Origin of the sequence: Pseudomonas sp. rhizo25, assembly GCF_031931935.1 — a bacterium.
Classification (GTDB): Bacteria; Pseudomonadota; Gammaproteobacteria; order Pseudomonadales; family Pseudomonadaceae; genus Aquipseudomonas; species Aquipseudomonas synxantha.
In genome coordinates, this window is record NZ_JAUJXA010000003.1 from 20979 (window position 1) to 46800 (window position 25822).

The window sequence follows — 25822 nt, forward strand, 5'->3', positions numbered from 1 at the left end:
GAAAGCCAAGCCCATCAGTCCCGGTAAAACACCTGCACCAGGTGATACCCGAACTTGCTCTTGATCGGCCCATGCACCACCTTCACCGGCTTCTTGAAGATCACCGCATCAATTGCCCCCACCATCTGCCCTGGCCGCACTTCACCCAGGTCGCCGCCGCGCTTGCCCGACGGGCAGGTGGAGTACTTCTTGGCCAGCACATCAAAGGCTTCGCCCTTGGCAATGCGCTGTTTGAGCTGTTCGGCTTCTTCGCTGGTTTTCACCAGAATATGACGGGCTTGGGCTTTCATTGGTCTCTACCAGCTGTGCGACGGCGCGCGATTATGCCTGAACTCATGTCTCGACGCCGAGCATGCTGCGGATTTTAGTGGCCAGCAGGTCGATGGAAAACGGCTTGGCCACCATGTCCATGCCGTCTTCCAGGAAGCCTTGGCGCTCAGCGGCTTTCTCGGCATAACCGGTCATGAACAACACCCGCAGGCCCGGGCGATGCTGGCGGGCGATTTCTGCCAGTTGCCGACCGTTCATGCCCGGCAGGCCGACGTCGGTCACCAGCAGGTCGACGCGCAGGTCCGACTCCAGCAGCGGCAGCGCCGCGCGGGCATCCGCCGCCTGGTGGGCGGTATAGCCCAGCTCATTGAGCACGTTGACCACCAGCATGCGCACCGCCGGGTCGTCCTCGACCACCACCACGGCTTCACCGGCCTGGGCCACGGGGGCTTCGGCCAGGCTGGCGGGCAGGTTGCTTTCCAGCGCGGTGCCATACAGGCGTGGCAGGTACAGGCGCACACAGGTGCCCTGGCCCGGTTCGCTCTGGATGGTTACATGGCCTCCAGACTGCTGGGCAAATCCATAGATCATCGACAATCCCAGGCCGGTGCCTTGGCCGATGGGCTTGGTGGTGAAGAATGGATCGAAGGCCTTGGCGAGGATTTTCGGCGCCATGCCGCTGCCATTGTCGCTCACGCCGAGCATCACATAGTCGCCGGCCTTGACCGGCTCCAGGGTGGTGATGTCGGTGCCGTCCAAATAGCTGTTGGCGGTTTCGATCAGCAACTCGCCGCCATCGGGCATGGCATCGCGGGCGTTGATCACCAGGTTGAGCAGGGCGTTTTCCAGTTGGCTGGCGTCGGTGTTCACCGGCCAGATGTCCTTGCCCAATCGCACATTGAGTGTGATATGCGCGCCCTTGGTGCGCTGGAACAGGTCTTCCAGGGACGCCACCAGCTGGTTGGGATCGGTGGGGCGCCGGTCCAGCGACTGGCGCCGCGAGAACGCCAACAGGCGATGGGTGAGGGCCGCGGCACGGTGGGCGGAGGCGACGGCGGCGTCGGCAAAGCGGCCGATATCGTCGCTGCGTCCGGCGGCGATGTAGCGTTGCATCAGGTCGAGGCTGCCGATGATGCCGGTGAGCATATTGTTGAAGTCATGGGCGATACCGCCAGTGAGCTGGCCCACCGCTTCCATCTTTTGCGCGTGACGCAAGGCATCTTCGGCGCGCTCGCGCTCGAACATCTCGTTTTGCAGGCGCTGGTTGGCTTCGGCCAGGGCCTGGGTGCGCTGGGCCACGCGTTCTTCAAGGTTTTCGTTGAGATGGCGCAGCGCTTCTTCGGTGAGCTTGCGTTCGGTCTCATCAATCACAAAGATGTAGAAACCATTGACCGAGCCGTCGTTGCTGAAGCGCGGCAGGTACTTCATCAGCGCGTGGCGCGGGCGACCGTCGCGATGGGGCGTGATGGTCATGAAACTGCACGCCTTGCCGTTGAGGGCGGCTTCGATCTTGTCTGCGCGCCCGGCATACACCTCGTCGCCGAGCACTTCGCGGATGGTCTTGCCGTACAGCTCCTGGGGGGTCATACCGTACCAGTCGAGATAGGCGCTGTTGTTGAGGCGAAAGCGCTGCTCATGGTCGACATAACCGATCAGCACCGGCATGGCGTTGATGATCAGTTGCAGCTCGGTCTGGCTTTGGCGCAGGGCCTGTTCGGTGTGCTTGCGCTCGGTGAGGTCCAGCGCGGCGCCGAGGAACCGCGCAGGGCGGCCCTGCTGATCCTTGTAGCAGCGGCCACGAGCGAACACCCAGCGCACTTGGCCGTCGGCTTGCAGCAGGCGGTATTCCTCGGCGTATTCGGTGCCAAAGGTGATGCAATGCTTGATGCTGCGCGCCACCATGCCACGGTCTTCGGGGTGCACGCCTTGCAGGTAGGCACTGATGGGCAACAGGCCGGCGTCATTGGGGTCGACGCCATGCAGGTGGGCGAAATGGGCGTCGGCGATAAAGCGGTCTTCGCCGATATCCCAATCCCAGGTGCCTACTGCATCGGTCGCCGCCAGGGCCAGTTGCAGGCGCTGCTCGGTGCTGTGCTGGGCCTTGAGGCTCTCTTCGGAGCGCTGCTGCAGTTCGAGGGCTTTGCTGCGCCGCTCGTTGGTTTCGATGGCGGTGACCAGGATACCGGCCACCAGGCCGCTTTCATCGCGCACCGGGCTGTAGGTCAAGTCGAGCCAGATGTCGGTGTCGCGGCCCTGGCGTTGCACCACGAAGCGCTGCTCGCTGAAGGTGCGCACCTGGCCGCTGAGGACCGCGTCGTAGACCGGCCCGGCGAAGCTTTCCAGCTCCGGCCACGTATGGTGCGCCGGCTGGCCAAGGGCGCCGGGGTGCTTGTTGCCCACCAGCAGGGCAAAGGCGTCGTTGTAGAGTTGAGTGAGTTGCGGGCCCCACAGCAGCACCATCGGCATCGGGGAATGCACGACGATATCGACGGCGGTGCGCAGGCTCTGCGGCCAATCAGTGGCCTCACCGAGGGGGCTTTGCGCCCAGTCCAGCCGCTTGATCAATGCAGCGGCTTCGCTACCGGTGGATGTTCCATTCATGAAAAAGCCCTGAGCATGACGCTTTGAAATATGACAACACCCATTGTCCCAAGGGATAACAACGGGTGACTACCCCCGAAAAATAACATGTCTTGAGGGTTTTTCTTCAAAACGCTGCGTCAGCGCTGAAACCTTTCATCTAATAATCCAGTTCAGCCCGATTGCGAAACTGGTCCAGCGCCTGGGGGTTGGCCAGGGCATCGGTGTTCTTCACCGGCTCCCCGTGCACCACGTTGCGCACGGCCAATTCAACGATCTTGCCGCTGATGGTGCGGGGGATATCCGTGACAGCGAGGATCTTTGCCGGTACGTGGCGCGGTGTGGTATTGGCGCGGATCACCTGGCGGATCTGCTGTTGCAGCGCCTCAGCCAGCTCGACTCCATCATCGAGACGCACAAACAGCACCACGCGCACATCGTCCTGCCAGCGCTGGCCGATGGCGAGGCTTTCCAGCACCTGGGGGAGTTTTTCCACCTGGCGATAAATCTCGGCGGTGCCGATGCGTACGCCACCGGGGTTGAGCACAGCGTCCGAACGCCCGTGGATCAAGAGGCTGCCATTGGCGCGTTGCTCGGCGTAGTCACCCTGGGCCCACACACCGGGAAACTGGCTGAAATAAGAGGCGCGTAGTTTTTGCTGGTGCGGGTCGTTCCACAAGCCGATAGGCATGGCGGGAAAGTGCCGGGTGCACACCAGTTCGCCTTTCTCCCCAAGCAGTGGTCGGCCCTGGTCGTCCCATACTTCAATGGCCATGGCCAAGCTCTTGCACTGCATCTCACCGCGCCGCACCGGCAGTACCGGATTGCCAATCACAAAGCAGGAGACGATATCGGTACCGCCGGACATCGACGACAGGCACAGCTCGGCCTTGATCTCGCGGTACACATAGTCATAACTCTGGGGCGACAGCGGCGAGCCGGTGGAAATCAGGCCCTTGAGGCTGCTCAGGTCGTGGCTCAGGCGCGGTTGCAACCCGGCTTTCTCCAGGGTCGCAAGGAACTTGGGGCTGGTGCCGAACACACTGATTTTTTCCGCATCGATCAGGTCGATCAAGCGCTCAGGGCCGGGATGAAACGGTGAGCCGTCGTACAGCACCGCGGTGGCCCCGAGCGCCAGCACCGACACCAGCCAGTTCCACATCATCCAGCCGCAGGTGGTGTAGTAGAACAGGCAGTCCTCGCGGCCGAGGTCGGCATGCAGGCCGTGCTCCTTGAGGTGGGTGAGCAGCACGCCGCCGGTACCATGGATGATGCACTTGGGTACGCCAGTGGTGCCGCTGGAATAGAGGATATAAAGCGGGTGATCGAAGGGCACCGCGACAAATTCGGGCTCGCCACCGGCTTGGTAAAAGTCGTTCCACAGCGCGACCCGGGCTTGGGTGCGGTAGTCCCCGACCCGCGCCTGAGGCTGGGTGTAGGGCACGATGATCAACTGTTGCAGGGACGGCAGGCGTTCGAGGATTTCATTGAGCTTGGCGCTCTGGTCGATGGCCTTGCCGGCATAGCGGTAGCCGGCGCAGGTGATCAGCACCTTGGGTTCGATCTGGCCGAAGCGGTCGATCACGCCCTGGGTGCCGAAGTCCGGCGAGGAGCATGACCAGATTGCACCAAGGCTGGTGGTAGCCAGCATGCCCACCAGGGTTTGCCAGGTGTTGGGCATGCACGCCGCCACCCGGTCGCCGATGCCCACACCTGCCGCCCGCAGGCTGCGTTGCAGGCCGGCGACGTGGGCGGCCAGTTCGGCATAGCTCAGTTGTTCGCGCTGGCCGTCCTCGCTGATGGCCACCACGGCGGGGTGATCGTCGCGGCGGCGCAACAAGTGTTCGGCAAAGTTCAGGGTCGCGCCGGGGAACCATTGGGCGCTGGGCATTTCAGCGCCCTCGACCAGGGCCGTGGTGGGTGGGCTGCGAAATTGCACGTCGAAGAACGCGACAATCGCCTGCCAGAAGTCCGGGCGCTGGTCGATGCTCCATTGGTGCAGGGCGGGGTAGTCGCCAAGCTGCAGGTCGTGGCGATCGTTGATAAAGCGCCGGAACTGGTCCATCCGCGTGTTGGCGATGCGTTCGGGGGAGGGTTGCCAGAGGATGTCGGACATAGCGAAATCTCTTGTTCTTGTATCGGTCTTCCAAACAATAGAGTTCCAATGTGGGAGGGGGCTTGCTCCCGATAGCAGTGTGTCAGGCAAACGTCTGTAACTGAACCACCGCTATCGGGAGCAAGCCCCCTCCCACATTTTGATCTCCGGTGTCTGGGAGGGTTATTGGGCCAGCCAGCCGCCGTCGATATTCCAGGCGGCGCCACGTACCTGACTGCCAGCCTCACTGCACAAAAACAACACCAGCTCGCCCAACTGCGACGGCGTCACAAACTCCAGAGACGGCTGTTTCTCCGCGAGCAAATCCTGCTGCGCCTGCTGCGGGTCGACCCCCGTGGCCACCCGGTCGTCAATCTGCTTCTGCACCAACGGCGTCAGCACCCAGCCCGGGCAGATGGCGTTGCAGGTCACGTTGCTGGTGGCAGTCTCCAAACCCACCACCTTGGTCAGGCCAATCACCCCATGCTTGGCCGCCACATACGCGGCCTTGCCCACTGAGCCGACCTGGCCGTGCACCGAGGCGATGTTGACGATGCGCCCCCAGCCCTTGGCCTTCATGCCCGGCAAGCCCAGGCGTGTGCTGTGGAACACCGAGGACAGGTTGATGGCAATGATCGAGTCCCAGCGTTCCACTGGAAAGTCTTCCACCGCCGCCACATGCTGGATGCCGGCGTTGTTGACCAGGATGTCGACGCCGCCGAACTCGCGCTCGGCGTAGGCGAACATGTCGGCAATCTGCGCCGGGTCGCTGACGTCTGCCGGGTGGTGCCCGACCTTGCCGCCAAACGCCTGCACCTGGGCGATCACCGCGCTGGCGTCGCCGAAGCCATTGAGGATCAGGCTGGCACCGGCCTTGGCCAGGCTCAAGGCTATGCCTAAGCCGATGCCGCTGGTGGAGCCGGTGACCAGGGCGGTCTTGCCATTCAAAGTCGTCATGAAAACCTCACACAATGCCAGTGGCGTAGAAAGTACCGATCACCACGAACACCGCGAGGGTCTTGATGATGGTGATGCCAAAAATGTCCTTGTAGGCCTCGCGGTGGGTCAGCCCGGTGACCGCCAGCAGGGTGATCACCGCGCCGTTGTGGGGCAGGGTGTCCATGCCGCCGCTGGCCATGGCCGCGACCCGGTGCAGCACTTCAAGGGGGATATTGGCCGCGTGGGCCGCCGAAATAAAGCTCTCGGACATCGCCGCCAGGGCGATGCTCATGCCGCCGGAAGCCGAACCGGTAATACCGGCCAGCAAGGTCACGGTAATCGCTTCGTTGACCAACGGGTTGGGGATGCCCTTGAGCCAGTCCGCCAGCACCAGAAAGCCTGGCAATGAGGCGATCACCGCGCCAAAGCCGTATTCCGAAGCGGTGTTCATGGCGGCGAGCAAGGCACCGCTCACCGCGCTCTTGCTGCCTTCGGCCAGCTTGCTTTTGATCGCCGAGAAGCCGAACACCAACACCATGATAATCCCCACCAACAAGGCCGCCTGCACCGCCCAGATGGCGGTGAGCTTGGCGATATCGGTGGTCACCGGCGCGCTCATGCCCGGCAGGCTGAGGCTGTGGGTCTTGCCGTACCACTGCGGGATCCAGTGGGTAAACAGCAGGTTCATCACCCCCACCAGGATCAGCGGCGACAGCGCGATCCAGGGGTTGGGGAGGGTGAGGTTTTCAGCCGTCTCCGGCTCGTTACGCAGCTCGGTGCCATAGCCTTCGCCGGCTCGCTGGGCCTTGTTGCGCTGGCGCGCCAGGTAGAGCATGCCGGCGCAGAACACAAAGATCGTGCCGATCAACCCCAGCCACGGTGCGGCCCAGGCAGTGGTGTTGAAGAAGGTGCTGGGGATGATGTTCTGGATCTGCGGCGTGCCGGGCAGGGCGTCCATGGTGAACGAGAACGCGCCAAGGGCAATGGTCGCCGGGATCAGGCGCTTGGGAATATTGCTCTGGCGGAACATCTCCGCCGCGAACGGGTACACCGCAAACACCACCACGAACAGCGACACGCCGCCGTAGGTGAGCAGGGCGCAGACCAGCACGATGACCAGCATCGCCTGGCGCGTGCCCAGCAATCGGATCGCAGCGGCGACGATGGAACGTGAGAAACCCGACAACTCGATCAGCTTGCCGAACACCGCGCCAAGCAGGAACACCGGGAAATACAGCTTGATAAAGCCCACCATCTTTTCCATGAACACCCCGGTAAAGGCAGGGGCCACGGCGGACGGGTCGGTGAGCAGCACCGCACCAAGGGCGGCAATGGGGGCAAACAGGATAACGCTATAGCCACGGTAGGCCGCCAGCATCAGCAGCGCGAGCGCGGCCAGGGCAATGATCACACTCATGGTGTGTCTCCATCGGATTGTTATTGTTGTGGGTGAAGCGGTGAGAGAGGCTATAGCTAGATGTGTGCCATGTTTTTAACTAATTGAAAAACAACAATATTTTCAGGATCTTTAACAGCACTTTGAAATTTTATCTCTATTTGGAGACAAACAATTACCTAATGTGGGAGGGGGCTTGCTCCCGATAGCAGTGGGTCAGGTACAGATGCTCAGCCTGACACACTGCTATCGGGAGCAAGTCCCCTCCCACATTGGATTGTCTTTTTATTGAGAATGCTGTCTCAATTTGGAGAATGGGTGAGGCCCAGCGCTACCATTTTCTTGTACAGGGTCGACCGCCCCAGCCCCAACCGCTTGGCGGCCTCCACCACATTGCCTTCGCACATCCTCAACGCCGCACCAATCACCTGCCGATCAAACCGCTCCCGCGCCGCCGCGAACGTTTCATCCTCGACCGCCGCCACCGTGCCACGGGCCACCGGGCTGAACGTGCCAATCGCTGCGCGAATCTCACTGGCGTTCAATACCAGGTCATCACTCAACAACGCCGCCCGCTCCAACACATTGCGCAGTTCGCGGATATTCCCCGGCCACGCATGCTGGGCCAACAACGCCAAGGCATCACGATCAAGCTCATGCTGGCTGCGCAGCTCTTCGAGAATCGCCTCGCTCAGCGCCGGTATATCTTCCAGGCGCTCGCGCAACGGCGGCACTTGAATGGGCAGTACATTGAGGCGGTAGTACAAATCCGCACGGAACTCGCCGCGCTTGATCGCGGCTTCCAGGTCCATGGACGTGGCAGCAATCACCCGCACATCGCTGTGCAGCATCTCGTTGGAACCCACCGGTTCGAATTCCTTTTCCTGCAATACCCGCAGCAGTTTGCTTTGCAGCGGCAGCGGCATGTCGCCGATTTCGTCGAGGAACAGTGTGCCGCCCTGGGCGATTTGGAACTTGCCGGGGCGGCCCTTGCGGTCGGCGCCGGTAAACGCGCCGGGGGCGGTGCCGAAGAACTCGGCCTCGAGCAGGTCATGGGGAATCGCCGCGCTGTTGATACTCACAAAGGCTTTGTGCGCCCGCGGTGACGCGCCGTGGATGGCCTGGGCGAGCAGTTCCTTGCCGGTGCCGGTCTCCCCCAGCAGCAACACCGGTGACTCGGCGCTCGCACTGCGCCGCGCCCGGCGCTTGACCTCGAGGCTGGCGGCGCTGGTGCCGATAAAGTGCGCGAAGTTGTATTTGCTTTGCCGCGAACGCAGCAGCGAGCGCGTCGAAGCCAGCTCCTGCTGCATGCTCAGGTAGCGCTCGATCAGCGGCGACAGGTTGCGCAGCTCATCGAACAGCGCAAAGCCAATCGCGCCGATGACCGCGCCGGCATCGTCGTGGATCGGCAGGCGCATCACCACCAGCGGCCCTTTGGGTGTGTCCTGGATATCCAGCAGGATCGGCTGGTCGTTGCGCACCACCTGGCGCAACAGGCTGTTGGAAATCACCTGTTCGCAGGGCTGGCCGATGGCTTCATCGGCCCTCTTGAGGCCGAAACGCTTGGCATAGCGCTCGTTCATCCAGACGATATTCGCATCGCGGTCGACGATGACCGTGCCTTCGCTGGACTGCTCGATGATCTCGAACAGCGACTGGATGGCCAGGCCGCGGACTTGCTGGTAGTCCTTGAGGCTAGTGCTCATGGAGGCAGAATCCTGTTAATCATCACAAAGGGATGTGCGCTGCAGCCAGCAGTTCTTTGGTATAGGGATGCTGGGGTGATTCAAACACAGCATGACTGGCACCGCGCTCCACCACCTTGCCATCCTTGACCACGATCAGGTCATGGGCCATGGCGCGGACCACGGCCAGGTCATGGCTGATAAACAGGTAGGTCAGGCCGTATTTGTCCTGTAGTTCACGCAGCAGCGCCACCACTTGTTTCTGCACCGTACGGTCCAGGGCCGATGTGGGCTCGTCGAGCAGCATCAACGCCGGCTTGAGCACCAGGGCGCGGGCGATGGCGATACGCTGGCGCTGGCCGCCGGAGAATTCATGGGGGTAGCGATGTCGGCTGGCGGGGTCGAGGCCCACATCCTTGAGCACCTGGATCACCTGCGCATCGCGCTCGGCCAGGCTGCAGGGTGCATGCACTTCCAGGCCTTCGCTGATGATCTGCTGCACCGACATGCGTGGACTGAGGCTGCCATAGGGGTCCTGGAACACCACCTGCATCTGCTTGCGCCATGGGCGCATCTGCTGATGGTTAAGTGGGTCGAGGGCCTCGCCCTGGAAGCGGATGCTGCCGCTGGAGTCGAGCAAGCGCAGGATCGCCTGGCCCAGGGTGGATTTGCCCGAGCCTGACTCACCGACAATCCCCAGGGTCTTGCCGCGTTGCACGCTGAGGCTGATGCCGTCCACTGCATGCAGGTAGGTCTTGCGCCGAAACAATCCGCCGCTGAGGGGGAATTTCACGCTTAGGTCATCCACCTGCAACACCGTCTCGCGCTCATCACCGCACAGCGTATCGCCCGTCGGCTCGGCGTCCAGCAACAGGCGGCTGTAGGGGTGCTGCGGGGCCGTAAACAGTGTCTGGCAGTCGGCCTGCTCAACGATTTCGCCGGCACGCATCACGCAGACACGCTGCGCAATGCTGCGTACCAGGTTGAGGTCATGGCTGATCAGCAGCAGTGACATGCCCAGGCGTTGCTGTAAGGACTTGAGCAGCAGCAGGATCTTGCGCTGCACGGTCACATCCAGCGCTGTGGTGGGTTCATCGGCAATCAGCAGCTCCGGCTCGCAAGCCAGGGCCATGGCGATCATCACCCGCTGGCGCTGGCCACCGGACAGTTGGTGCGGGTAGGCCTTGAGTCGTTCCTGGGGCTTCTGGATGCCCACCAGTTCCAGCAGTTCGAGGATGCGCGCCTGCGCCGCCTTGCCGCCCAGGCCCTTGTGCAGCAGCAGGGTTTCTCCGATCTGCTTTTCGATGCTGTGCAGCGGGTTCAAGGAGGTCATCGGCTCCTGGAAGATCATCGCAATGCGGTTGCCGCGCAGCTTTTGCAGGGTGGCCGGCGACGCGCCCATCAGCTCCTGGCCACGGTACTTCACCGAGCCGGTGCTCAATGTGCCGGCTTCGGGCAGCAGTTGCAGGATCGAATGGGCCGTCACCGACTTGCCCGAGCCCGACTCACCCACCAGCGCCAGGCACTCGCCGGGGCGCACGTCCAGGCTCAGGTTGCGCACCACGGTCTGGCCGCTGAACGCGACGCACAGGTCGCGGATTTCGATCAGGTTCATAGGCAATTACTCATGAGCGAGGGTCGAAGGCGTCACGCAACGCCTCGCCGATAAACACCAGCAGCGACAGAATCAGCGCCAGGGTAAAAAACGCCGTGAGGCCCAGCCACGGCGCTTGCAGGTTCTGCTTGCCCTGGGCGATCAGCTCACCCAGCGAAGCACTGCCGGCAGGCATGCCGAAGCCGAGAAAGTCCAGGGCGCTCAAGGTCGAAATCGCCCCGGTGAGGATGAACGGCAAATAGCTCAAGGTGGCGGTCATGGCATTGGGCAGGATATGCCGGCGAATGATCTTGCCGTCGCCCAGGCCAAGAGCGCGGGCGGCCTTGACGTATTCCAGGTTGCGCCCGCGCAGGAACTCGGCACGCACCACGTCCACCAGGGCCAGCCAGGAAAACAGCGCCATGATCCCCAGCAGCCACCAGAAATTCGGCTCCACAAATCCGGACAGGATAATCAGCAGGTACAGCACTGGCAGACCGGACCACACCTCGAGAATGCGCTGTCCGAGCAAGTCCACCCAGCCGCCGTAGTAACCCTGCAAGGCTCCGGCGGCGATGCCGATGGCGGCACTGATGGCGGTCAAGGCCAGGGCAAACAGGATCGACACTCGCGCGCCAAAGATCACCCGCGCCAACACATCGCGGGATTGGTCATCGGTGCCCAGCCAGTTCACCGCCGACGGTGGGCTCGGGGCAGGGCGGGTCAATTCGTAGTTGGGCGTGTCGTCGCTGAATGGAATCGGCGGGAACAGCATCCAGCCGCCGTCCTGCTTGATCAGCTTTTGCACGTAGTCACTGCGGTAGTCGGCCTGGAAGGGCAGTTGCCCGCCGAACTGTTGCTCGGTGTAGCGCTTGAACACCGGGAAATACAGCTCGTTCTTGAAGCTCAGCACCAGCGGTTTGTCGTTGGCGATCAACTCGCCGCCCAGGGTCAGGATAAACAGACCGATAAACAACCACAGTGACCACCAGCCGCGACGGTTTTTCTTGAACCGCTCGAAACGCCGACGAGCTACGGGAGACAGGTTAGGCATCAGGCGTTCCTCGCGGCAAAGTCGATACGCGGGTCCACCAGGGTGTAGCAGAGATCACCGATGAGCTTTATCAAGAGCCCGAACAGCGTGAAGATGAACAGCGAACCGAACACCACCGGGTAGTCCCGCGATACGGCGGCTTCGTAGCTCATGCGACCCAGGCCATCGAGGGAGAAGATCACCTCGATCAGCAGCGAGCCGGCGAAGAACACACTGATGAACGCCTGGGGGATGCCCGAGATCACCAGCAACATGGCGTTGCGGAACACGTGCCCGTACAACACCCGGCGTTCGCTCAAGCCCTTGGCGCGGGCGGTGACCACGTACTGGCGCGTGATTTCATTGAGGAAAGAGTTCTTGGTGAGGATGGTCAAGGTGGCGAACCCACCGATCACCAGCGCCGTCACCGGCAGCACCAGGTGCCAGAAATAGTCGGCAATCTTGCCCACCGTACTCAGCTCGGCAAAGTTTTCCGAGACCAGCCCGCGCACCGGGAACCAGTTCAGCGAGGTGCCGCCGGCGAACACCACGATCAGGAACATCGCGAACAGGAACGCCGGCATCGCATAACCGATCACGATGGCGGTGCTGCTCCACATATCAAAGCTGCTGCCATGGCGCACGGCCTTGCGTATGCCCAGGGGGATCGACACCAGGTAAGTGATCAGCGTCGCCCACAGGCCAAGGGAAATCGTGACCGGCATCTTTTCCAGGATCAGGTCGGTGACCGTCGCGCCGCGAAAGAAGCTGTTGCCGAAATCCAGCTGGGCGTAGTTCTTGAGCATCAGCCACAGGCGTTCCGGCGCGGACTTGTCGAAGCCGTATTGTTTTTCGATGTCCTTGATCAACTTCGGGTCCAGGCCGCGGCTGGCCCGCGAGCCGCTGATGCCTTCGCCGGATGCGCCGGCGACACCACCGCCGCCGATGCCTTGCAGATGGGCGATGGCCTGTTCTACCGGCCCGCCAGGGGCGGCCTGCACGATCACGAAGTTCACCAGCAGGATGATTACCAGCGTCGGAATGATCAGCAGCAGGCGCCTTAGGATATAGGCAAGCATCAGCGGGCCCCTCCGCGTTTTTTCAGCTCGGCTTGCATTTGCTCATTGGTCAGCGGCGTGGGGCTGACCTCCCACCAGGTTTCCAAGGCTTCGTCGTTCCTGGCCTCGATCGCCGGGCGGCCGAAACGGTTCCACCACGCGGCGGAGGTGCCAGGCGGGTAGTAGTTGGGGATCCACAGGTAATTCCATTGCAGCACGCGGTCCAGGGCATGGGCGTAGGTGAGCATCTGCGCCTGGGTATTGGCCTTGACCAGACCATTGATCAGCGTATCGACGGCCGGATCCTTGAGCACGATGTAGTTATTGGCGCCCGAATCGAACGCGGCGGCGGAACCGAAGTAGTTGTACAGCTCCATGCCCGGCGAGGTGGTGACCGGAAAACCGGTGACGATCATGTCGTAGTCCCGGGCCATCAGGCGGTTGACGTATTGCGAGGAGTCGATGCGGCGGATGTTGAGGGTGATGCCGATCTGCGCCAGGTTGCGTTTGTAAGGCAGCAACAGGCGCTCAAGGCCGTTCTGGACATTGAGGAAGGTGAACTCCAGCGGTTCGCCCTCGGCATTGACGAGCTTGTCGCCAAGCGGTTTCCAGCCGGCCTGTTCCAGCAGGGCCAGGGCTTGCAGTTGTTTATCGCGGATCATACCGCTGCCGTCGGTGACCGGGGCCTTGAACACCTGGGTAAACACTTCGTCGGGGATCTGCCCGCGCAATGGCTCGAGGATCGCCAGTTCTTCCTGGGTCGGCAACTGAGTGGCCGCCAACGGGCTGTTGGAGAAGTAGCTCTGCTGGCGGATGTACAGGTTGCGCATCATCTGCCGATTGGCCCATTCGAAATCCCACAGCATCGCCAGGGCCTGGCGCACACGGCGATCCTTGAATATCGGTTTTTGCACGTTGAACACATAGCCCTGGGCAGGTTGCGGCATTTCCTTGGCCAGGTGCGCACGTTGCAGGCGGCCATCGTCCAGGGCCGGGCCGTTGTAGCCGATAGAGTAACCGGTGGCGGAAAACTCACGGTTGAAATCGTAGGCGCCGCCGCGCAGCACCTGGCGCGCCACCTCGGTGTCGCCGAAGTATTCCAGGCTCAGGTGATCGAAGTTGTACAGGCCACGGCTGACCGGCAAGTCCTTGCCCCACCAGTCGGGATCACGAGTAAAGGTGATGGTGCTGCCGGAGTCGATCTTGCTGACCTTGTACGGGCCGCTGCCCAGTGGGGCTTCGTAGCCGCCACCATTGGCAAAGTCACGGGTCTTCCACCAGTGCTCGGGGAACACCGGCAAGGTGGCGATATCCAGGGGCAGGGTGCGGTTCTCGTTGCTGGAAAAATCAAAGCGCACCTGGCGCTCGCCTTCGACTTCGACATGCTTGACGTCGGCGAACAACGTGCGAAAGCGCAGGCTGCCCTGGGTCATCAGCAAGTCGAAGCTGTAGCGCACGTCTTCGGCGGTAATCGGCGTGCCATCGGCAAAACGCGCCTTGGGGTTCAGGTAAAAGCGCAGCGACAGGCCGTCGTCGGCGCGCTCCATCTTTTCTGCTACCAGGCCGTAGACGGTGTAGGGCTCATCCAGCGAGCGCAGGGCCAGGGGCGCATACACCCAGCCGTCGACCTGGGAAACGCCGATGCCTTTGTCGATATACGGCAGCACATGGTCGAACCGCCCGACCTCCAGCGCCGAACGCCGCAGGCTGCCGCCCTTGGGCGCATCGGGGTTGGCATAGTCGAAATGGCTGAAACCGGCAGAGTATTTGGCCGGCTCGCCGTAGACCGTCAGGTAGGTTTGCGGGGCCGCGATCACCGCAGTGCTGGCCAACAACAGGGCCAGGGTGGAAGAGAGCAGAGATGAAAAAGCCAATCGCATTATCAGCCTTGAGCGCCGGGTGAAGAAGAATAAGGATTTGTACGCTAACGGCCGGGGCATCGCCAGTCATCAGATGCACAACGGCCCACCAAGGGGTGGGCCGTTGTTTATAGCATCAGCGCGGATTGAATCAATCCTGGCGGCTGGTGACTTCCAGCAGGTGATAACCGAACTGGGTTTTCACCGGACCTTGCACGGTATTGACCGGTGCGCTGAAGACTACGGTGTCGAATTCCTTGACCATTTGGCCTGGGCCGAAGGAACCCAGGTCACCGCCTTGACGGCTGGATGGGCAGCTGGAATTGGCTTTGGCGATTTCTGCGAAATCAGCGCCGCCTTCGATCTGGGCTTTGAGTTCGTTGCACTTGTCTTCGGTGGCAACGAGGATGTGACGGGCGGTGGCTTTGGCCATGGGGAATAACTCCTAGAGTAAAAAACGGTGAGCCTACCGGATTCAGTCGGTTATTTCCTGGCAAAGTTCCCGTCACTTGTTTGAGTCGCTCCGAACGCGTTCCAGGGTTCAGGGCAACACGATGTAGTCGTTGTGCTGGACGATAGCGGCGTGCGGGCCTTGTACGAGATGGACATAACGCCCGTCCACCAGGTCGATCGGCAGGCAATCGTCGATATCCATGACCGCGTCGGTGTGGGCCTGGGACCATTGGCGCAACATCTGCCGTTTGCCCATGCTCATCGCTTCGCGTTTGTTGCGGGCGACCACCAGCAGGTAGTGATGATCTTCTCCGAAGCGCTTGGCCTCGTAGCCGCCGAGGTTGATGAAGTACAGGTGATGGGCATCGCCGTGGGGCGCCAGTGGGCTGAGTTCGACCTTCCAGCCGTCGACGCCATCCACCGCCATCCACGAATCGATGTGCACGCCCTTGGAGCTGCCGAACCAGGCATCGCGCAGTTGTGGGTAGGTGGCCTGCAAGGTGTCTGCCACTGCGAACACCACATCGTGCACCTCGATTTTGGCCCGTGGGTGCTTGCCCCCGAGCATGACGACAAACAGCATTGCGGGTGATTCCTGGCGACTGGCGAGAGGGCAACCATACTGGGATTGAACCCTTTTGTCCGCTCAGTGCCACAGTGTTAATCCGCGAATTCACCAGGAGGTTGTCATGCGTACCATTGATCTGGCCGGCGTTCCCGTCCCTGTCATCGGCCAGGGGACCTGGCGCATGGGCGAAGACCCGAGTCGGCGCCGCGCCGAAGTCGCCGCGCTGCAACTGGGTATGGACGAGGGCCTGACCCTCATCGATACCGCCGAGATGTATGGCGAAGGCGGCGCCGAAGAGGTGGTCGGCGAGGCCATTCGCGGCAAGCGCGACCAAGTGTTCCTGGTCAGCAAGGTCTACCCCCATAACGCCAGCCGCAACGGCGTGCCTCGCGCCTGTGAAGCCAGCCTTCAACGCCTGGGCACCGATTACATTGACCTGTACCTGCTGCACTGGCGCGGCCAGTACCCACTGGAAGAAACCGTTGAAGCCTTCGAACGTTTGCGCGAGGCGGGCAAGATCGGCCGGTGGGGCGTTTCCAACTTCGATGTAGCGGACCTGCAGGAGCTTGCATCTCCAGCGTGCGCAACCAACCAAGTGCTCTATAACATCGAAGAACGCGGGATCGAATTCGACCTGCTGCCATGGTGGCAACAGCATCATTTGCCGCTGATGGCTTACTGTCCGATCGCCCAGGGCGGTGAGCTGCTGTCCAGCCCAACCCTCAAGCAGATCGCCCATCGCCATGAGGTGACACCGGCCCAGGTGTGCCTGGCCTGGGTCCTGCGCCAGGATGGCGTGATCGCTATCCCCAAGGCGGTCAACCCCGAACACATACGACTCAATGCCAGGGCGGCCGCCCTGGCGCTGGATGAGCACGACCTTGAAGCGATTGATCGTGTGTTTGGCGCGCCCAAGCGTAAGCACCCGCTGGCGATGGTTTAGTTCGTGAGCAGGAACGGCGCCTTCCCCGACAGCCGTTCCTGCTTCAAGCGCTGCTAGCCGGCTACCGGGCTACGCCAGTCGTCCGAACCCGACGTACCCGCCACTTCGTGGGTCCAGGTGATCTTGCGATAGGTGAAATACACCTCCTCCAGATGGGTGAAATGGGCGTTGTCAGGGTCCTGGCAACTGGGCATGCGCGACTGGATGTCCACGATGGTTGCGCCTTCCAGTTCAATGGTGAAGTAGTGCTCCTGGGTGCCGGCCGAAGAGGTGCGCAGCCATTCCAGGCGGCATGACACTTCTTCACCGGTAGTCAGCGCGCTGAACAGCAACGGTGATGATTTGTCGAAGACCTTGCTGATCATCATCGGTTTATGCACGCGTTGGCCGGTTGGCTGCCCTGATTGCGGGTCGCGTGGAATGATTACCTGATGAGCGAACGCCTGCACCAGTATCTGGTCCTCGTGACCTTCCTGATAAATGTTGCCTACCGAGTCCTGGGTGAATGTACCTGCCGTGATCAAACCTTGTTTGACGCCGGTGATAGAGAGGTACGCGGGTGTTGGCATGATGGTTTTCCTTGCCTGGTTGAGTAGGTATGCCGAACGGCTAAGTTGCCGGACCGGCAGCTGCCTATTACAAGAAACGTGCCTGAAAGTGTGGGGCTCAATAAAACTGCAGTCGGCAAGGCTGATAAAAAGAATGAGCAGGAAGTTGTCGGGAAATAATTGGTTTTTAGAGGTTGTTGTTGCGCAGGTGTGCGCAATTGTCTGCTCGCGCCCATGGATCAGTTAGTGCAGGGGGCACGCGGTTTTTTCTCCGATTGCACTGCGCAAATAACTGCGCGGTCCCCTTTATATAACGGGCGTAGGACAATGCTTAAGTCGCGATCAGTCGCTTGCTGATCGCTTTTTTTATGGCTAAGGTTCACAGCCTCCAGTAAGCACTTTAACGGAAGTTAAAGTTTGCTCTGATACGTTTTTTAATAATATTAAAAGTTTCTTGTCTTGCCTTGGAAGGTGATGTGTTCGACGAAATGGAATATTCCGAAAAGCTGTTCGATTATTATCAGGAAGTTGCGAAAGTACCTTGTCGAGCTGACAGTTTTACCGGTGACGACATGCGTTTCTCCGGGGAGTTTGAAACCCTCGAGGACGAACTGGGCAAGACCCGATCGATTCATGCGCAAGGGCTACCTGACTGGCCGAAGGTCTGCCGGCTCAGCGAGTCTTTATTGCGCGAGCATTCCAAGGACCTGCGAGTGGCCGTCTGGTTGACCTGGGCTCTGTATCAATGTCATTCATTCACTGGGTTGCTGGCCGGTCTCGGTTTGCTGCGCAATCTTTGTGAGCACCATTGGGCGCAGGTTCACCCCAGCAAGTTGCGTACACGCGTGGCCGCATTGGGCTGGCTGGTGTTGCGCCTTGAGCCGTTGTTTGCGCAGAACCTCTGTGTTGCCGAGCAGGTGCCTGTGTTGCAGGCCCTGCTTGAGCACCTCGTGCGGCTTGATCAGCTGTGGGGTCAAAAGCTTGGCAATGAGGCGCCCCAGCTGTTGCCGGTCCGCAGGCAACTGTCGGAACGCCTGGCCCGCACCGAACAAGACGGTGCCAAACCTGAGGTCGTCGTGGGTGCCATCGCTCCCGTCAAGCCGGTAACCACCCAGTTGCCCCAACCCGGGCAACCCATTGACAACGAAAAGGACGCGCACAGGCTGCTGCGTTCATTGCAAGAGCAGGCCCGCCCTTTGTGTGCCTGGTGGTTGCGCCAGGACACCAGGGATCCGCGTGCCTTACGCCTGGGCCGGACCTTGGCGTGGATGACGCTCATCAACTACCCCGATGCCGACAGTGAGCGGGTTACGGCGCTGCGCCCACTGGCCGCCGACAAGCTCAAACGCTACGAGGAGCGTCTGGGCCAAGGCCAATATGCCGAGCTGTTGCTTGAGCTAGAAGTCAGCCTGACGGGCGCAATGTTCTGGTTCGATGGTTTACGCATGGCCTGGGAGTGCCTTGAGGCCCTGCACGCAGACCTGGCCATGACCGAGCTGGAAATGCATTTCGCGCTGCTGTTGCAACGCCTGCCGAACCTGCCCGAGTACCGGTTCGACGATGGCACACCCTTTGCCGACCCTGCCACCTGTGGGTGGATTGCGCTCCATGTCAGGCCTCATCTGCACCGCAGCGAGCCTTCAACCGTCGTTACAGACACTTCCCGCGAGCCCTGGGAGGCGGCCTTGGAGGCGGTGCTGCCTTGCTTGCGCACAAAGGGGCTCAAGGCAGCGGTCGTGGTGCTCAAGCAGGGCTTGCACGCCGCGCCCGGCGAGCGCGCGCGTTTTCACTGGCGCCTGGCACTGGCCAGGTTGTGTGTGAAAGCGGGCAAGCACGACCTGGCCAGGGGCCAACTGGAGCAGCTGCAAGATGAATTGCAGCGTAACGGCCTGGAACGCTGGGAGCCGCAACTGGCCCTGCAAGTGGGCCAGTGCCTGTACCGATGTTATGACCTGTTGCCACAAGGCCACGGCATACGCGAGTGCAAGGAGTCTCTCCATAGACGGTTATGCCAACTCGATCTCGAAGCAGTACTTGAATAAAGCCCTGTCAAAAAGGAATAGCACCATGGCTAAAGGAAGTTCGGTAGCCCCCAAGGAACGTATCAACATCACCTTCAAACCGGCCATCGGCGGCGCACAAGAGGACGTTGAACTGCCGTTGAAGTTGCTGGTGCTGGGTGATTTCACCCAGCGCGAGGACCTGCGCAAGCTCGAGGATCGCAAGCCCATTGGCATCGACAAGCACACCTTCGACGACGTGCTGGCCAAACAAGCGCTGAACTTGACGCTGAGCGTGCCCAATCGCCTCCAGGAGCAAGCCTGCGTGGAGGAGTTGGCGATCCAGGTTCGGATCAACGCGATGAAGGACTTCAATCCCGCGAACCTGGTCGAGCAGATCCCCGAGTTGCAAAAACTGATGGCATTGCGTGAAGCACTGGTGGCGCTCAAGGGCCCGCTGGGTAATACGCCGAGCTTTCGCAAAGCCATTGAACAGGCCTTGGCCAATGGCGATTGCCGCGCCCAGGTCCTGGCCGAGCTGGGGTTGCCCGGACCCCACGCCGAACCTATTCAGTAAAAGGACACTGAGAGCATGACCACGATCGAACACGAACTGCAAATCGTACACACCCCAGGTGCCGGCAGCATCCTCGATAACATCATTGCCCAGACATTGCTGAGCGCTGACGACGAGGCCTATGGCATTGCCAAGCGCGGTGTGTCGGCGTTTATCGCAGAGCTGCTCAAGCCGCATAACCGCGAAGAACCGGTGAAGAAACGCCTGGTTGACCGGATGATTGCCGAGATCGATACCAAGCTCAGCCAGCAAATGGACGAGATCCTGCACCACCCCGATTTCCAGGCGCTGGAGGCTTCCTGGCGAGGGCTGCAGTTGCTGGTCGAGCGCACGAACTTTCGCGAAAACATCAAGATCGAGCTGCTGAATGTCTCGCGCCAGGACCTGCTGGACGATTTCGAGGACTCCTCGGAAGTCACTCAGTCCGGGCTCTACAAGCATGCGTACAGTGCCGAATACGGCCAGTTCGGCGGCCAGCCGGTGGGCGCGATCATTGCCGACTACTTTCTTTCTCCCAGTGCCCCCGATGTGAAGCTGATGCGATACGCATCCAGTGTCGCCAGCATGGCCCACGCGCCCTTTATCGCTGCCGCGGGGCCGAGTTTCTTTGGCCTCGAAAGCTTCACCGGGCTGCCGGACCTGAAAGACCTGCGGGATCATTTCGAAGGACCGCAGTTTGCCAAGTGGCAAAGTTTTCGCCAGAGCGAAGACGCCCGCTACATGGGCCTCACCGCACCGCGCTTTCTGCTACGCACCCCGTACGACCCCCTTGAGTGCCCGGTCAAGACCTTTACCTATCAGGAGAACGTGGTCAACAGCCACGAGCACTACCTGTGGGGCAACACCGCCTATGCCTTTGCTACGCGCCTGACCGACAGTTTCGCGCATTTTCGCTGGTGCCCGAATGTCATCGGCCCGCAAAGTGGAGGGGCCGTCGAGGATCTTCCGCTGCACCACTTCCAGAGCATGGGAGAGATAGAAACCAAGATTCCTACCGAGGTACTGATATCGGACCGGCGCGAGTATGAGCTGGCACAAGAAGGTTTCATCGCCCTGACCATGCGCAAGGGTAGCGATAACGCCGCGTTCTTCTCCGCCAGCTCGGTGCAGAAACCCAAGTCCTTTGGTACCAGTGAAGAGGGCAGGGCTGCAGAGTTGAATTATCGGCTGGGTACCCAGTTGCCCTACATGATGGTGGTCAATCGCCTGGCCCATTACCTCAAGGTGCTGCAACGCGAGCAATTGGGGGCGTGGAAGGAGCGCACGGACCTGGAGCTGGAACTCAATAAATGGATTCGCCAGTACGTGGCGGACCAGGAAAACCCCAGTGCCGAAGTGCGGGGGCGGCGCCCATTGCGTGCTGCGCGCATCGTCGTCAGCGATGTCGAGGGCGAGCCTGGCTGGTATCGGGTCAACCTGAGCGTGCGCCCGCATTTCAAATACATGGGGGCCGACTTCACCTTGTCCCTGGTCGGTAAGCTCGATAAAGCATGAGCAGAGGCCAGGGGATGTCCCCCCACAACAGCCTGTTCGAACGGCTTGAACGCGATGCGTCGACCCGCGCGTGCCCCGTTGCGTCCGTCGCCGCACATTTGGGCAGGATGCTCAGCACCCGCGCAGGCAGCGTCCAGGCGCTGCCTGATTATGGTTTGCCCGACTTCAATGATATGCAACTGAGCCTGCATGAGTCCCTGACCCAGTCACGGCTGCTGATCGAGCGGTTCATCCAGGCCTATGAACCGCGGCTGGCGAACGTACGTGTGAGGCTCTTACCCGCTGCCAGCGAGCCTTTGGCCTTGGCATTTGCCATTGATGCCGGGTTGGTCATCGACGGTACTACCCAGCCCGTCGTGTTCCAGGCGCGCCTGACGGATGCCGGACAAATCAAGGTCTGTGTCGATGACCATTAACCGTTATTTTCAACACGAGCTCAGTGCCCTGCGCCAACTTGGGCGGCGCTTTGCCGAGCGCAATCCTGCCCTGGCGCCGTTTCTCGCAGAGGCCGGCCAGGACCCGGACGTCGAGCGCTTGCTGGAAGGTTTTGCGTTTCTGACCGGACGCCTGCGCCAGAAGCTCGATGATGAACTGCCGGAGTTGACGCATTCGTTGATGCATTTGCTGTGGCCCAATTATATGCGACCCATTCCGGCCTTCAGCATCCTGCAGTTTGACCCGTTGAAGCGTGCAGGACCCAGCGTCCGAGTGGCGCGGGACACTGCGGTGGAAAGCACGCCGATACAAGGTGAACGTTGCCGTTTTCGTACCTGTTATGCCACCGACGTCATGGCCCTGCAACTCAGCGGCCTGGAGTACCGGTGCCAAGCCGAAGGCGCGTGGCTGGACCTGCGCCTGACCATGAGCGCAGAAGGCAGCTTCAATGACCTGGCGTTTGATTCGTTGCGGTTGCACCTGGCCGGCGACCACTACGTCAGCCAGGGCTTGTACCTTGGCCTGCTGCGCCATCTTGACGGTATCCAGGTGTTGCTGTCGGGCCACGACGGCTTGCCGCTCAACACCGCCGATGGACATCCCGTGACGCTGCATCTCAGTGCCGGCCAGGTTCAGCCAGTGGGTTTTGCCCCGGAACAGGCGCTGATGCCTTACCCGCAAAACACGTTCGGTGGTTATCGCCACCTGCAGGAGTACTTTGCCTTTCCCGAGAAGTACCTGTTTGTCGACGTTGAAGGACTGAATGTATTGCACACACTGCCCCGCGAGCTGCTCAAGCAGGCGCACGGAATGGTCGTGCGTTTCCAATTGCACACGCAGGGGCGCGATGGCCTGCGCCCGAGCTTGGATAACGTGAAGCTGTATTGCACGCCTATCGCCAACCTGTTCAATCAAGACGCGATTCCCATTCGCCTGGACGGCAAGCAGGACGAGTACCTCCTGATGCCCGGTGGATATGCGCCGGGGCACGCCAGTGTGTTCTCCGTGGATCGGGTCACTGGGTGGCGCCCTGGTGGGTTGGGTCACCAAGCCTATGTGCCTTTCGAGTCCTTTGAACATGATGCAAGCCATGAATCGCTGGCTGCACCTCCCAGCTACAGCATTCGCCAACGCTCCTCGGTGCAGCATGGCGGGCTGGAGACCTGGATGGGCTTTGGCACGCGGCGCGCGCAGGGCCAGGAAACGTTGTCGATAGAACTGACCTGTACCAATAGCAACCTGGCGCAGCAGATCCGTCTAGGCGAAATCAACCAGCCCGGCGAGCAGGCACCGGAGTCGTTGACGTTTCACAACATCACGACGCCTACCGCGAGCTTCACGCCGCCCTTGGAACAAGACTTCCTGTGGCGGCTGATCAGCAACATGTCGCTCAACTATCTGTCGTTGACCGATATCAACGCCTTGAAAGTGGTCCTCGAAACCTACGACCTGCCGCGCTATCACGATCGACAGGCACTCAAGGTCAGCCAGAAAAGGTTGGGTGCGTTGCGTTCCATTCGCCACGAGGCGGTGGACCGGCTGCACCGCGGGCTGCCCATCCGGGGGCTGCGCATCGACCTGACCGTCGATCCCCAAGGCTTCGTCGGCCACGGCGACCTGTTTCTGTTTGCCTCTGTCATCAATCAGTTCTTTGCACTCTATGCCAACCTCAATTCGTATCACGAGTTGCGGGTCCTCAGCACACAAGGAGACGTGTATCTATGGCCATCCCGGACGGGCCAGCAACCCCTGCTCTGACCCGGCTTTGCCGTGTTATCCGCGAGTACACGCTGTTCCAGGCGGTCTTGCAGGTGACCGAACGGTTGCGCGAGGCGCATCCGCTGCTGGACGAAGATGCGTTGTACGACCAACTGGAATTCCAGGCCAACCCGAGCCTGGGGTTTGCGGCACACGATATTGACCGGGTGGAGTTCTTCATGGACCACGGGCGTTTGCGTGCCCGCCTGCGCCTCAACGTGCTGGGGTTATTCGGCGCAGGGTCGCCACTGCCGGCGTTTTATGCTGAACAGGCGCTAGCTGAGCAACCAGGGGGCAATCCTACCCGTGACTTTCTGGATATGTTTCATCACCGTCTGCACCGTCTGATGCTGCCGATCTGGCGTAAATATCGCTATCGGGCGTGTTTCCAGACGGGTGCCAACGATGCGTTCTCCGCGCAGATGTTTGCGCTGATCGGCCTGGGCGGCGACGCGATACGGCGTGCATCGCAACTGGACTGCAAACACCTTCTGCCTTACCTGGGGCTGTTGAGCCTGCGAGCGCGCTCGGCTGCCGTGGTCGAGTCCGTGCTGCGTCACTACTTCAAGCACGACGCGTTGTTCATCGAGCAATGGGTCGAGCGCCGGGTTGATATCAACCCTGTGCAGCGCAACGGCCTGGGGCGCGCCAACTGTGCACTCGGTGAGGACCTGGTCCTGGGGCAGCAGGTTGCGGACCGCTGCGGCAAGTTCAGGGTGCAGTTGCAGGCGCTGGGCTGGCAACGGTTTCACGACTTCCTGCCGACCGGAAAGGCCCATCAGCCGCTGTGTGCACTGGTGCGCCTGGCTACTGGCAGCCCTTTGGACTATGACCTGCGCCTGGTGCTGGCGCGCAGCGAAATCAAGGCGCTGCACATTGGCCAGGACAACGTTTGCCGCCTGGGTTGGACCAGTTGGCTGAACCATGAGCGAGCCGATGGCGCGGTGACGCTTGCCGGCCATTTTTTAGGGACTGATGACCATGCTTAATGAGGATATGCAAGCGCTGACCGGCACGTGTGCATTCACTGTCGATGCGCTGTCCGTCTGCTTCACCCGCCTGGGATTTGAACATGATGAACACGTGCTGCCCGGGAAATGCGTGGCGGACGTCGCGCAACTGGCCCAGTGCGAGCTCAGCCAGCTGTATCTGTTCGATGAAGCGAGCGACCGATTGGAGCTGGTCGCCCAACATTATCCCGACGGGCCTTCGCTGGACTCGGCATGCACACGCGCAGACCCGCGCAATCAACAGCTGCTGCACTACACCTTGAACCAGCGCGCCGCCTTCAGCCTCGATGAGGTACAAGGCAGTTGCTATGACACCCGCTTCCTGCCTATGTCGCCGGCACCGTGGCGTGCACTGCTGAGCATGCCGCTGTTCAGCGGATCTGGCCGGCTTACCGGAGTGTTGTTGTGCGCCAGCCAACGCCCGGTCCAGTTGCACGGCTACGCAATATCCCTGGGCCAACTGGGCAGTTTTGCCGTGGAGCGGTTGCATGTGCTGCGCGGCATGCGCACCAGGGTTGGCGCGCCGCCGAGGCAGGCTGTGCCGTTGGACGGGGCATACGGTTTGATCGGCAACAGTGCAGCCATGGCACAGACGCGCCAGTTGATCAGCAAAGTCCTGCATACCCCTTACACCGTCCTGCTGTTCGGCGAGACCGGCACTGGCAAGGAGGTGGTGGCCCGGGCCATTCACGCGGCGGGCCCACGCAGTGCCAGGGCCTTTGTCGTGCAGAACTGTGCAGCATTTGCCGAAGGGTTGCTGGAGAGTGAGCTGTTCGGCTATCGCAAAGGCGCGTTTACCGGTGCAGACCGCAATCATGCGGGGCTGTTTGACGCTGCCGACGGCGGTACGTTGTTGCTCGATGAAATCGGTGACATGCCGCTGCTATTGCAAGCCAAGTTGTTGCGGGTTCTGCAGGAAGGCGAGATTCGTCCGCTGGGCGCCAGTGCGGCGCACAAGGTCGATGTGCGCATCATCGCCGCAACTCATCGCGACCTGGCGGCCATGGTCGCCGAGGGGCGCTTTCGCGAAGACCTGTATTACCGGCTTGCGCAGTTCCCCCTCCAATTGCCCGCACTGCGTGAGCGTGACGGCGATGTGCTGCAACTGGCCCGGCATTTCACCGATCAGGCCTGTGCACAGTTGGGCAGGGCGCCGGTCGAGTGGTCGAACGCTGCGCTTGACCAGCTGTCGAGCCATGGTTTCCCCGGCAATGTGCGCGAGCTCAAATGCCTGGTCGAACGCGCCGTCCTGATGTGTGACGACAACCTGGTTCTACCGCTGCACCTGTCGATGCCACTGACGCCGACGGCGGCTGACGACGCGACGCTACGCAAGCGTATGGAGCGGGTCGAGCGCGTGTTCCTGCTCGATTGCCTGCACAAAAACCACGGCAACCGTACCCGTACCGCGCGGGAGCTGGGGGTGGCACGGCGCACACTGCTCTACCGGCTTGCACGCTTGAACATACCTGTTGGCGGTGCCAGGGAAGAGCGCTGAATGGCACACATGATTTTGACTGAGGGAGA

The 25822-nt window shown here is 61.2% G+C and carries 21 protein-coding genes; 8 read left to right on the top strand and 13 right to left on the bottom strand.

Features of this window, described 5'->3' with window-relative positions; translation table 11 throughout:
• Positions 1 to 14: 14 nt before the first annotated feature.
• The 12 genes from QZR30_RS07200 to QZR30_RS07255 form a co-directional block, all read right to left on the bottom strand.
• Positions 15 to 290, bottom strand: a complete 276-nt coding sequence (locus QZR30_RS07200) for a peptidylprolyl isomerase (RefSeq protein ID WP_003174397.1) — start codon at positions 288 to 290, stop codon at positions 15 to 17.
• A gap of 43 nt (positions 291 to 333) precedes the next feature.
• The gene (locus tag QZR30_RS07205; protein WP_046068492.1) at positions 334 to 2871 is read right to left on the bottom strand and encodes a PAS domain-containing hybrid sensor histidine kinase/response regulator; all 2538 of its coding nucleotides are present in this window, start codon (positions 2869 to 2871) and stop codon (positions 334 to 336) included.
• A gap of 139 nt (positions 2872 to 3010) precedes the next feature.
• Entirely contained in the window at positions 3011 to 4966 is a 1956-nt protein-coding gene (locus QZR30_RS07210; RefSeq protein WP_311903101.1) for an acetoacetate--CoA ligase, read from the bottom strand.
• 162 nt (positions 4967 to 5128) lie between these two features.
• Positions 5129 to 5902 carry a 3-hydroxybutyrate dehydrogenase gene (locus QZR30_RS07215; RefSeq protein ID WP_046068490.1) on the bottom strand — a complete coding sequence of 258 codons (774 nt, stop codon included), beginning with the start codon at positions 5900 to 5902 and terminating at the stop codon, positions 5129 to 5131.
• Between the two features lie 7 nt (positions 5903 to 5909).
• A complete protein-coding gene (locus tag QZR30_RS07220) occupies positions 5910 to 7301 on the bottom strand; it encodes a GntP family permease (RefSeq protein WP_311903102.1) in 1392 nt (463 codons plus the stop codon).
• 281 nt (positions 7302 to 7582) lie between these two features.
• On the bottom strand, positions 7583 to 8986 hold the full coding sequence (locus tag QZR30_RS07225; protein WP_046068488.1) for a sigma-54 interaction domain-containing protein: 1404 nt from the start codon (positions 8984 to 8986) through the stop codon (positions 7583 to 7585).
• A 22-nt stretch (positions 8987 to 9008) separates the two neighbouring features.
• Positions 9009 to 10580, bottom strand: coding sequence for an ABC transporter ATP-binding protein (locus tag QZR30_RS07230; protein ID WP_311903103.1), 1572 nt, complete (start codon positions 10578 to 10580; stop codon positions 9009 to 9011).
• A gap of 10 nt (positions 10581 to 10590) precedes the next feature.
• Positions 10591 to 11613 carry an ABC transporter permease gene (locus QZR30_RS07235; RefSeq protein ID WP_068967342.1) on the bottom strand — a complete coding sequence of 341 codons (1023 nt, stop codon included), beginning with the start codon at positions 11611 to 11613 and terminating at the stop codon, positions 10591 to 10593.
• Positions 11613 to 12671, bottom strand: a complete 1059-nt coding sequence (locus QZR30_RS07240; RefSeq protein ID WP_056846212.1) for a microcin C ABC transporter permease YejB — start codon at positions 12669 to 12671, stop codon at positions 11613 to 11615. The genes QZR30_RS07235 and QZR30_RS07240 overlap by 1 nt, the downstream gene beginning before the upstream one ends.
• Positions 12671 to 14530, bottom strand: a complete 1860-nt coding sequence (locus QZR30_RS07245) for an extracellular solute-binding protein (protein ID WP_046068485.1) — start codon at positions 14528 to 14530, stop codon at positions 12671 to 12673. The genes QZR30_RS07240 and QZR30_RS07245 overlap by 1 nt, the downstream gene beginning before the upstream one ends.
• Positions 14531 to 14660: 130 nt before the next feature.
• Positions 14661 to 14942 carry a peptidylprolyl isomerase gene (locus tag QZR30_RS07250; RefSeq protein WP_044274278.1) on the bottom strand — a complete coding sequence of 94 codons (282 nt, stop codon included), beginning with the start codon at positions 14940 to 14942 and terminating at the stop codon, positions 14661 to 14663.
• Between the two features lie 108 nt (positions 14943 to 15050).
• The gene (locus tag QZR30_RS07255) at positions 15051 to 15545 is read right to left on the bottom strand and encodes a DUF1543 domain-containing protein (protein WP_046068484.1); all 495 of its coding nucleotides are present in this window, start codon (positions 15543 to 15545) and stop codon (positions 15051 to 15053) included.
• Between the two features lie 106 nt (positions 15546 to 15651).
• Between QZR30_RS07255 and QZR30_RS07260 the strand changes: the two genes are divergently transcribed.
• Positions 15652 to 16473, top strand: coding sequence for an aldo/keto reductase (locus tag QZR30_RS07260; protein ID WP_046068483.1), 822 nt, complete (start codon positions 15652 to 15654; stop codon positions 16471 to 16473).
• 53 nt (positions 16474 to 16526) lie between these two features.
• Here QZR30_RS07260 and QZR30_RS07265 read toward each other — a convergent pair whose 3' ends face one another.
• Positions 16527 to 17042, bottom strand: a complete 516-nt coding sequence (locus tag QZR30_RS07265) for an Hcp family type VI secretion system effector (RefSeq protein WP_043050510.1) — start codon at positions 17040 to 17042, stop codon at positions 16527 to 16529.
• A 467-nt stretch (positions 17043 to 17509) separates the two neighbouring features.
• Here QZR30_RS07265 and tssA point away from each other — a divergent pair, with 467 nt between their 5' ends.
• Genes tssA through QZR30_RS07300 form a run of 7 tightly spaced genes read left to right on the top strand, consistent with a single transcriptional unit; the run spans position 17510 to position 25793 of the window.
• Complete coding sequence (tssA, locus tag QZR30_RS07270; RefSeq protein ID WP_311903104.1) at positions 17510 to 19063, top strand: type VI secretion system protein TssA; 1554 nt, start codon at positions 17510 to 17512, stop codon at positions 19061 to 19063.
• Positions 19064 to 19088: 25 nt separating this feature from the next.
• Positions 19089 to 19598, top strand: coding sequence for a type VI secretion system contractile sheath small subunit (gene tssB, locus QZR30_RS07275; RefSeq protein WP_046068482.1), 510 nt, complete (start codon positions 19089 to 19091; stop codon positions 19596 to 19598).
• Between the two features lie 15 nt (positions 19599 to 19613).
• The gene (tssC, locus tag QZR30_RS07280; protein ID WP_311903105.1) at positions 19614 to 21092 is read left to right on the top strand and encodes a type VI secretion system contractile sheath large subunit; all 1479 of its coding nucleotides are present in this window, start codon (positions 19614 to 19616) and stop codon (positions 21090 to 21092) included.
• Positions 21093 to 21106: 14 nt separating this feature from the next.
• Entirely contained in the window at positions 21107 to 21508 is a 402-nt protein-coding gene (gene tssE, locus QZR30_RS07285; RefSeq protein WP_046068480.1) for a type VI secretion system baseplate subunit TssE, read from the top strand.
• Positions 21498 to 23285, top strand: a complete 1788-nt coding sequence (gene tssF / locus QZR30_RS07290; RefSeq protein ID WP_056846209.1) for a type VI secretion system baseplate subunit TssF — start codon at positions 21498 to 21500, stop codon at positions 23283 to 23285. Before tssE ends, tssF begins: the two co-directional genes overlap by 11 nt.
• On the top strand, positions 23249 to 24274 hold the full coding sequence (tssG, locus tag QZR30_RS07295; protein WP_311903106.1) for a type VI secretion system baseplate subunit TssG: 1026 nt from the start codon (positions 23249 to 23251) through the stop codon (positions 24272 to 24274). The genes tssF and tssG overlap by 37 nt, the downstream gene beginning before the upstream one ends.
• Positions 24267 to 25793 (top strand): sigma-54 interaction domain-containing protein, encoded by a 1527-nt coding sequence (locus QZR30_RS07300; protein ID WP_311903107.1) that lies wholly within the window; start codon positions 24267 to 24269, stop codon positions 25791 to 25793. The genes tssG and QZR30_RS07300 overlap by 8 nt, the downstream gene beginning before the upstream one ends.
• Positions 25794 to 25822 lie beyond the last annotated feature (29 nt).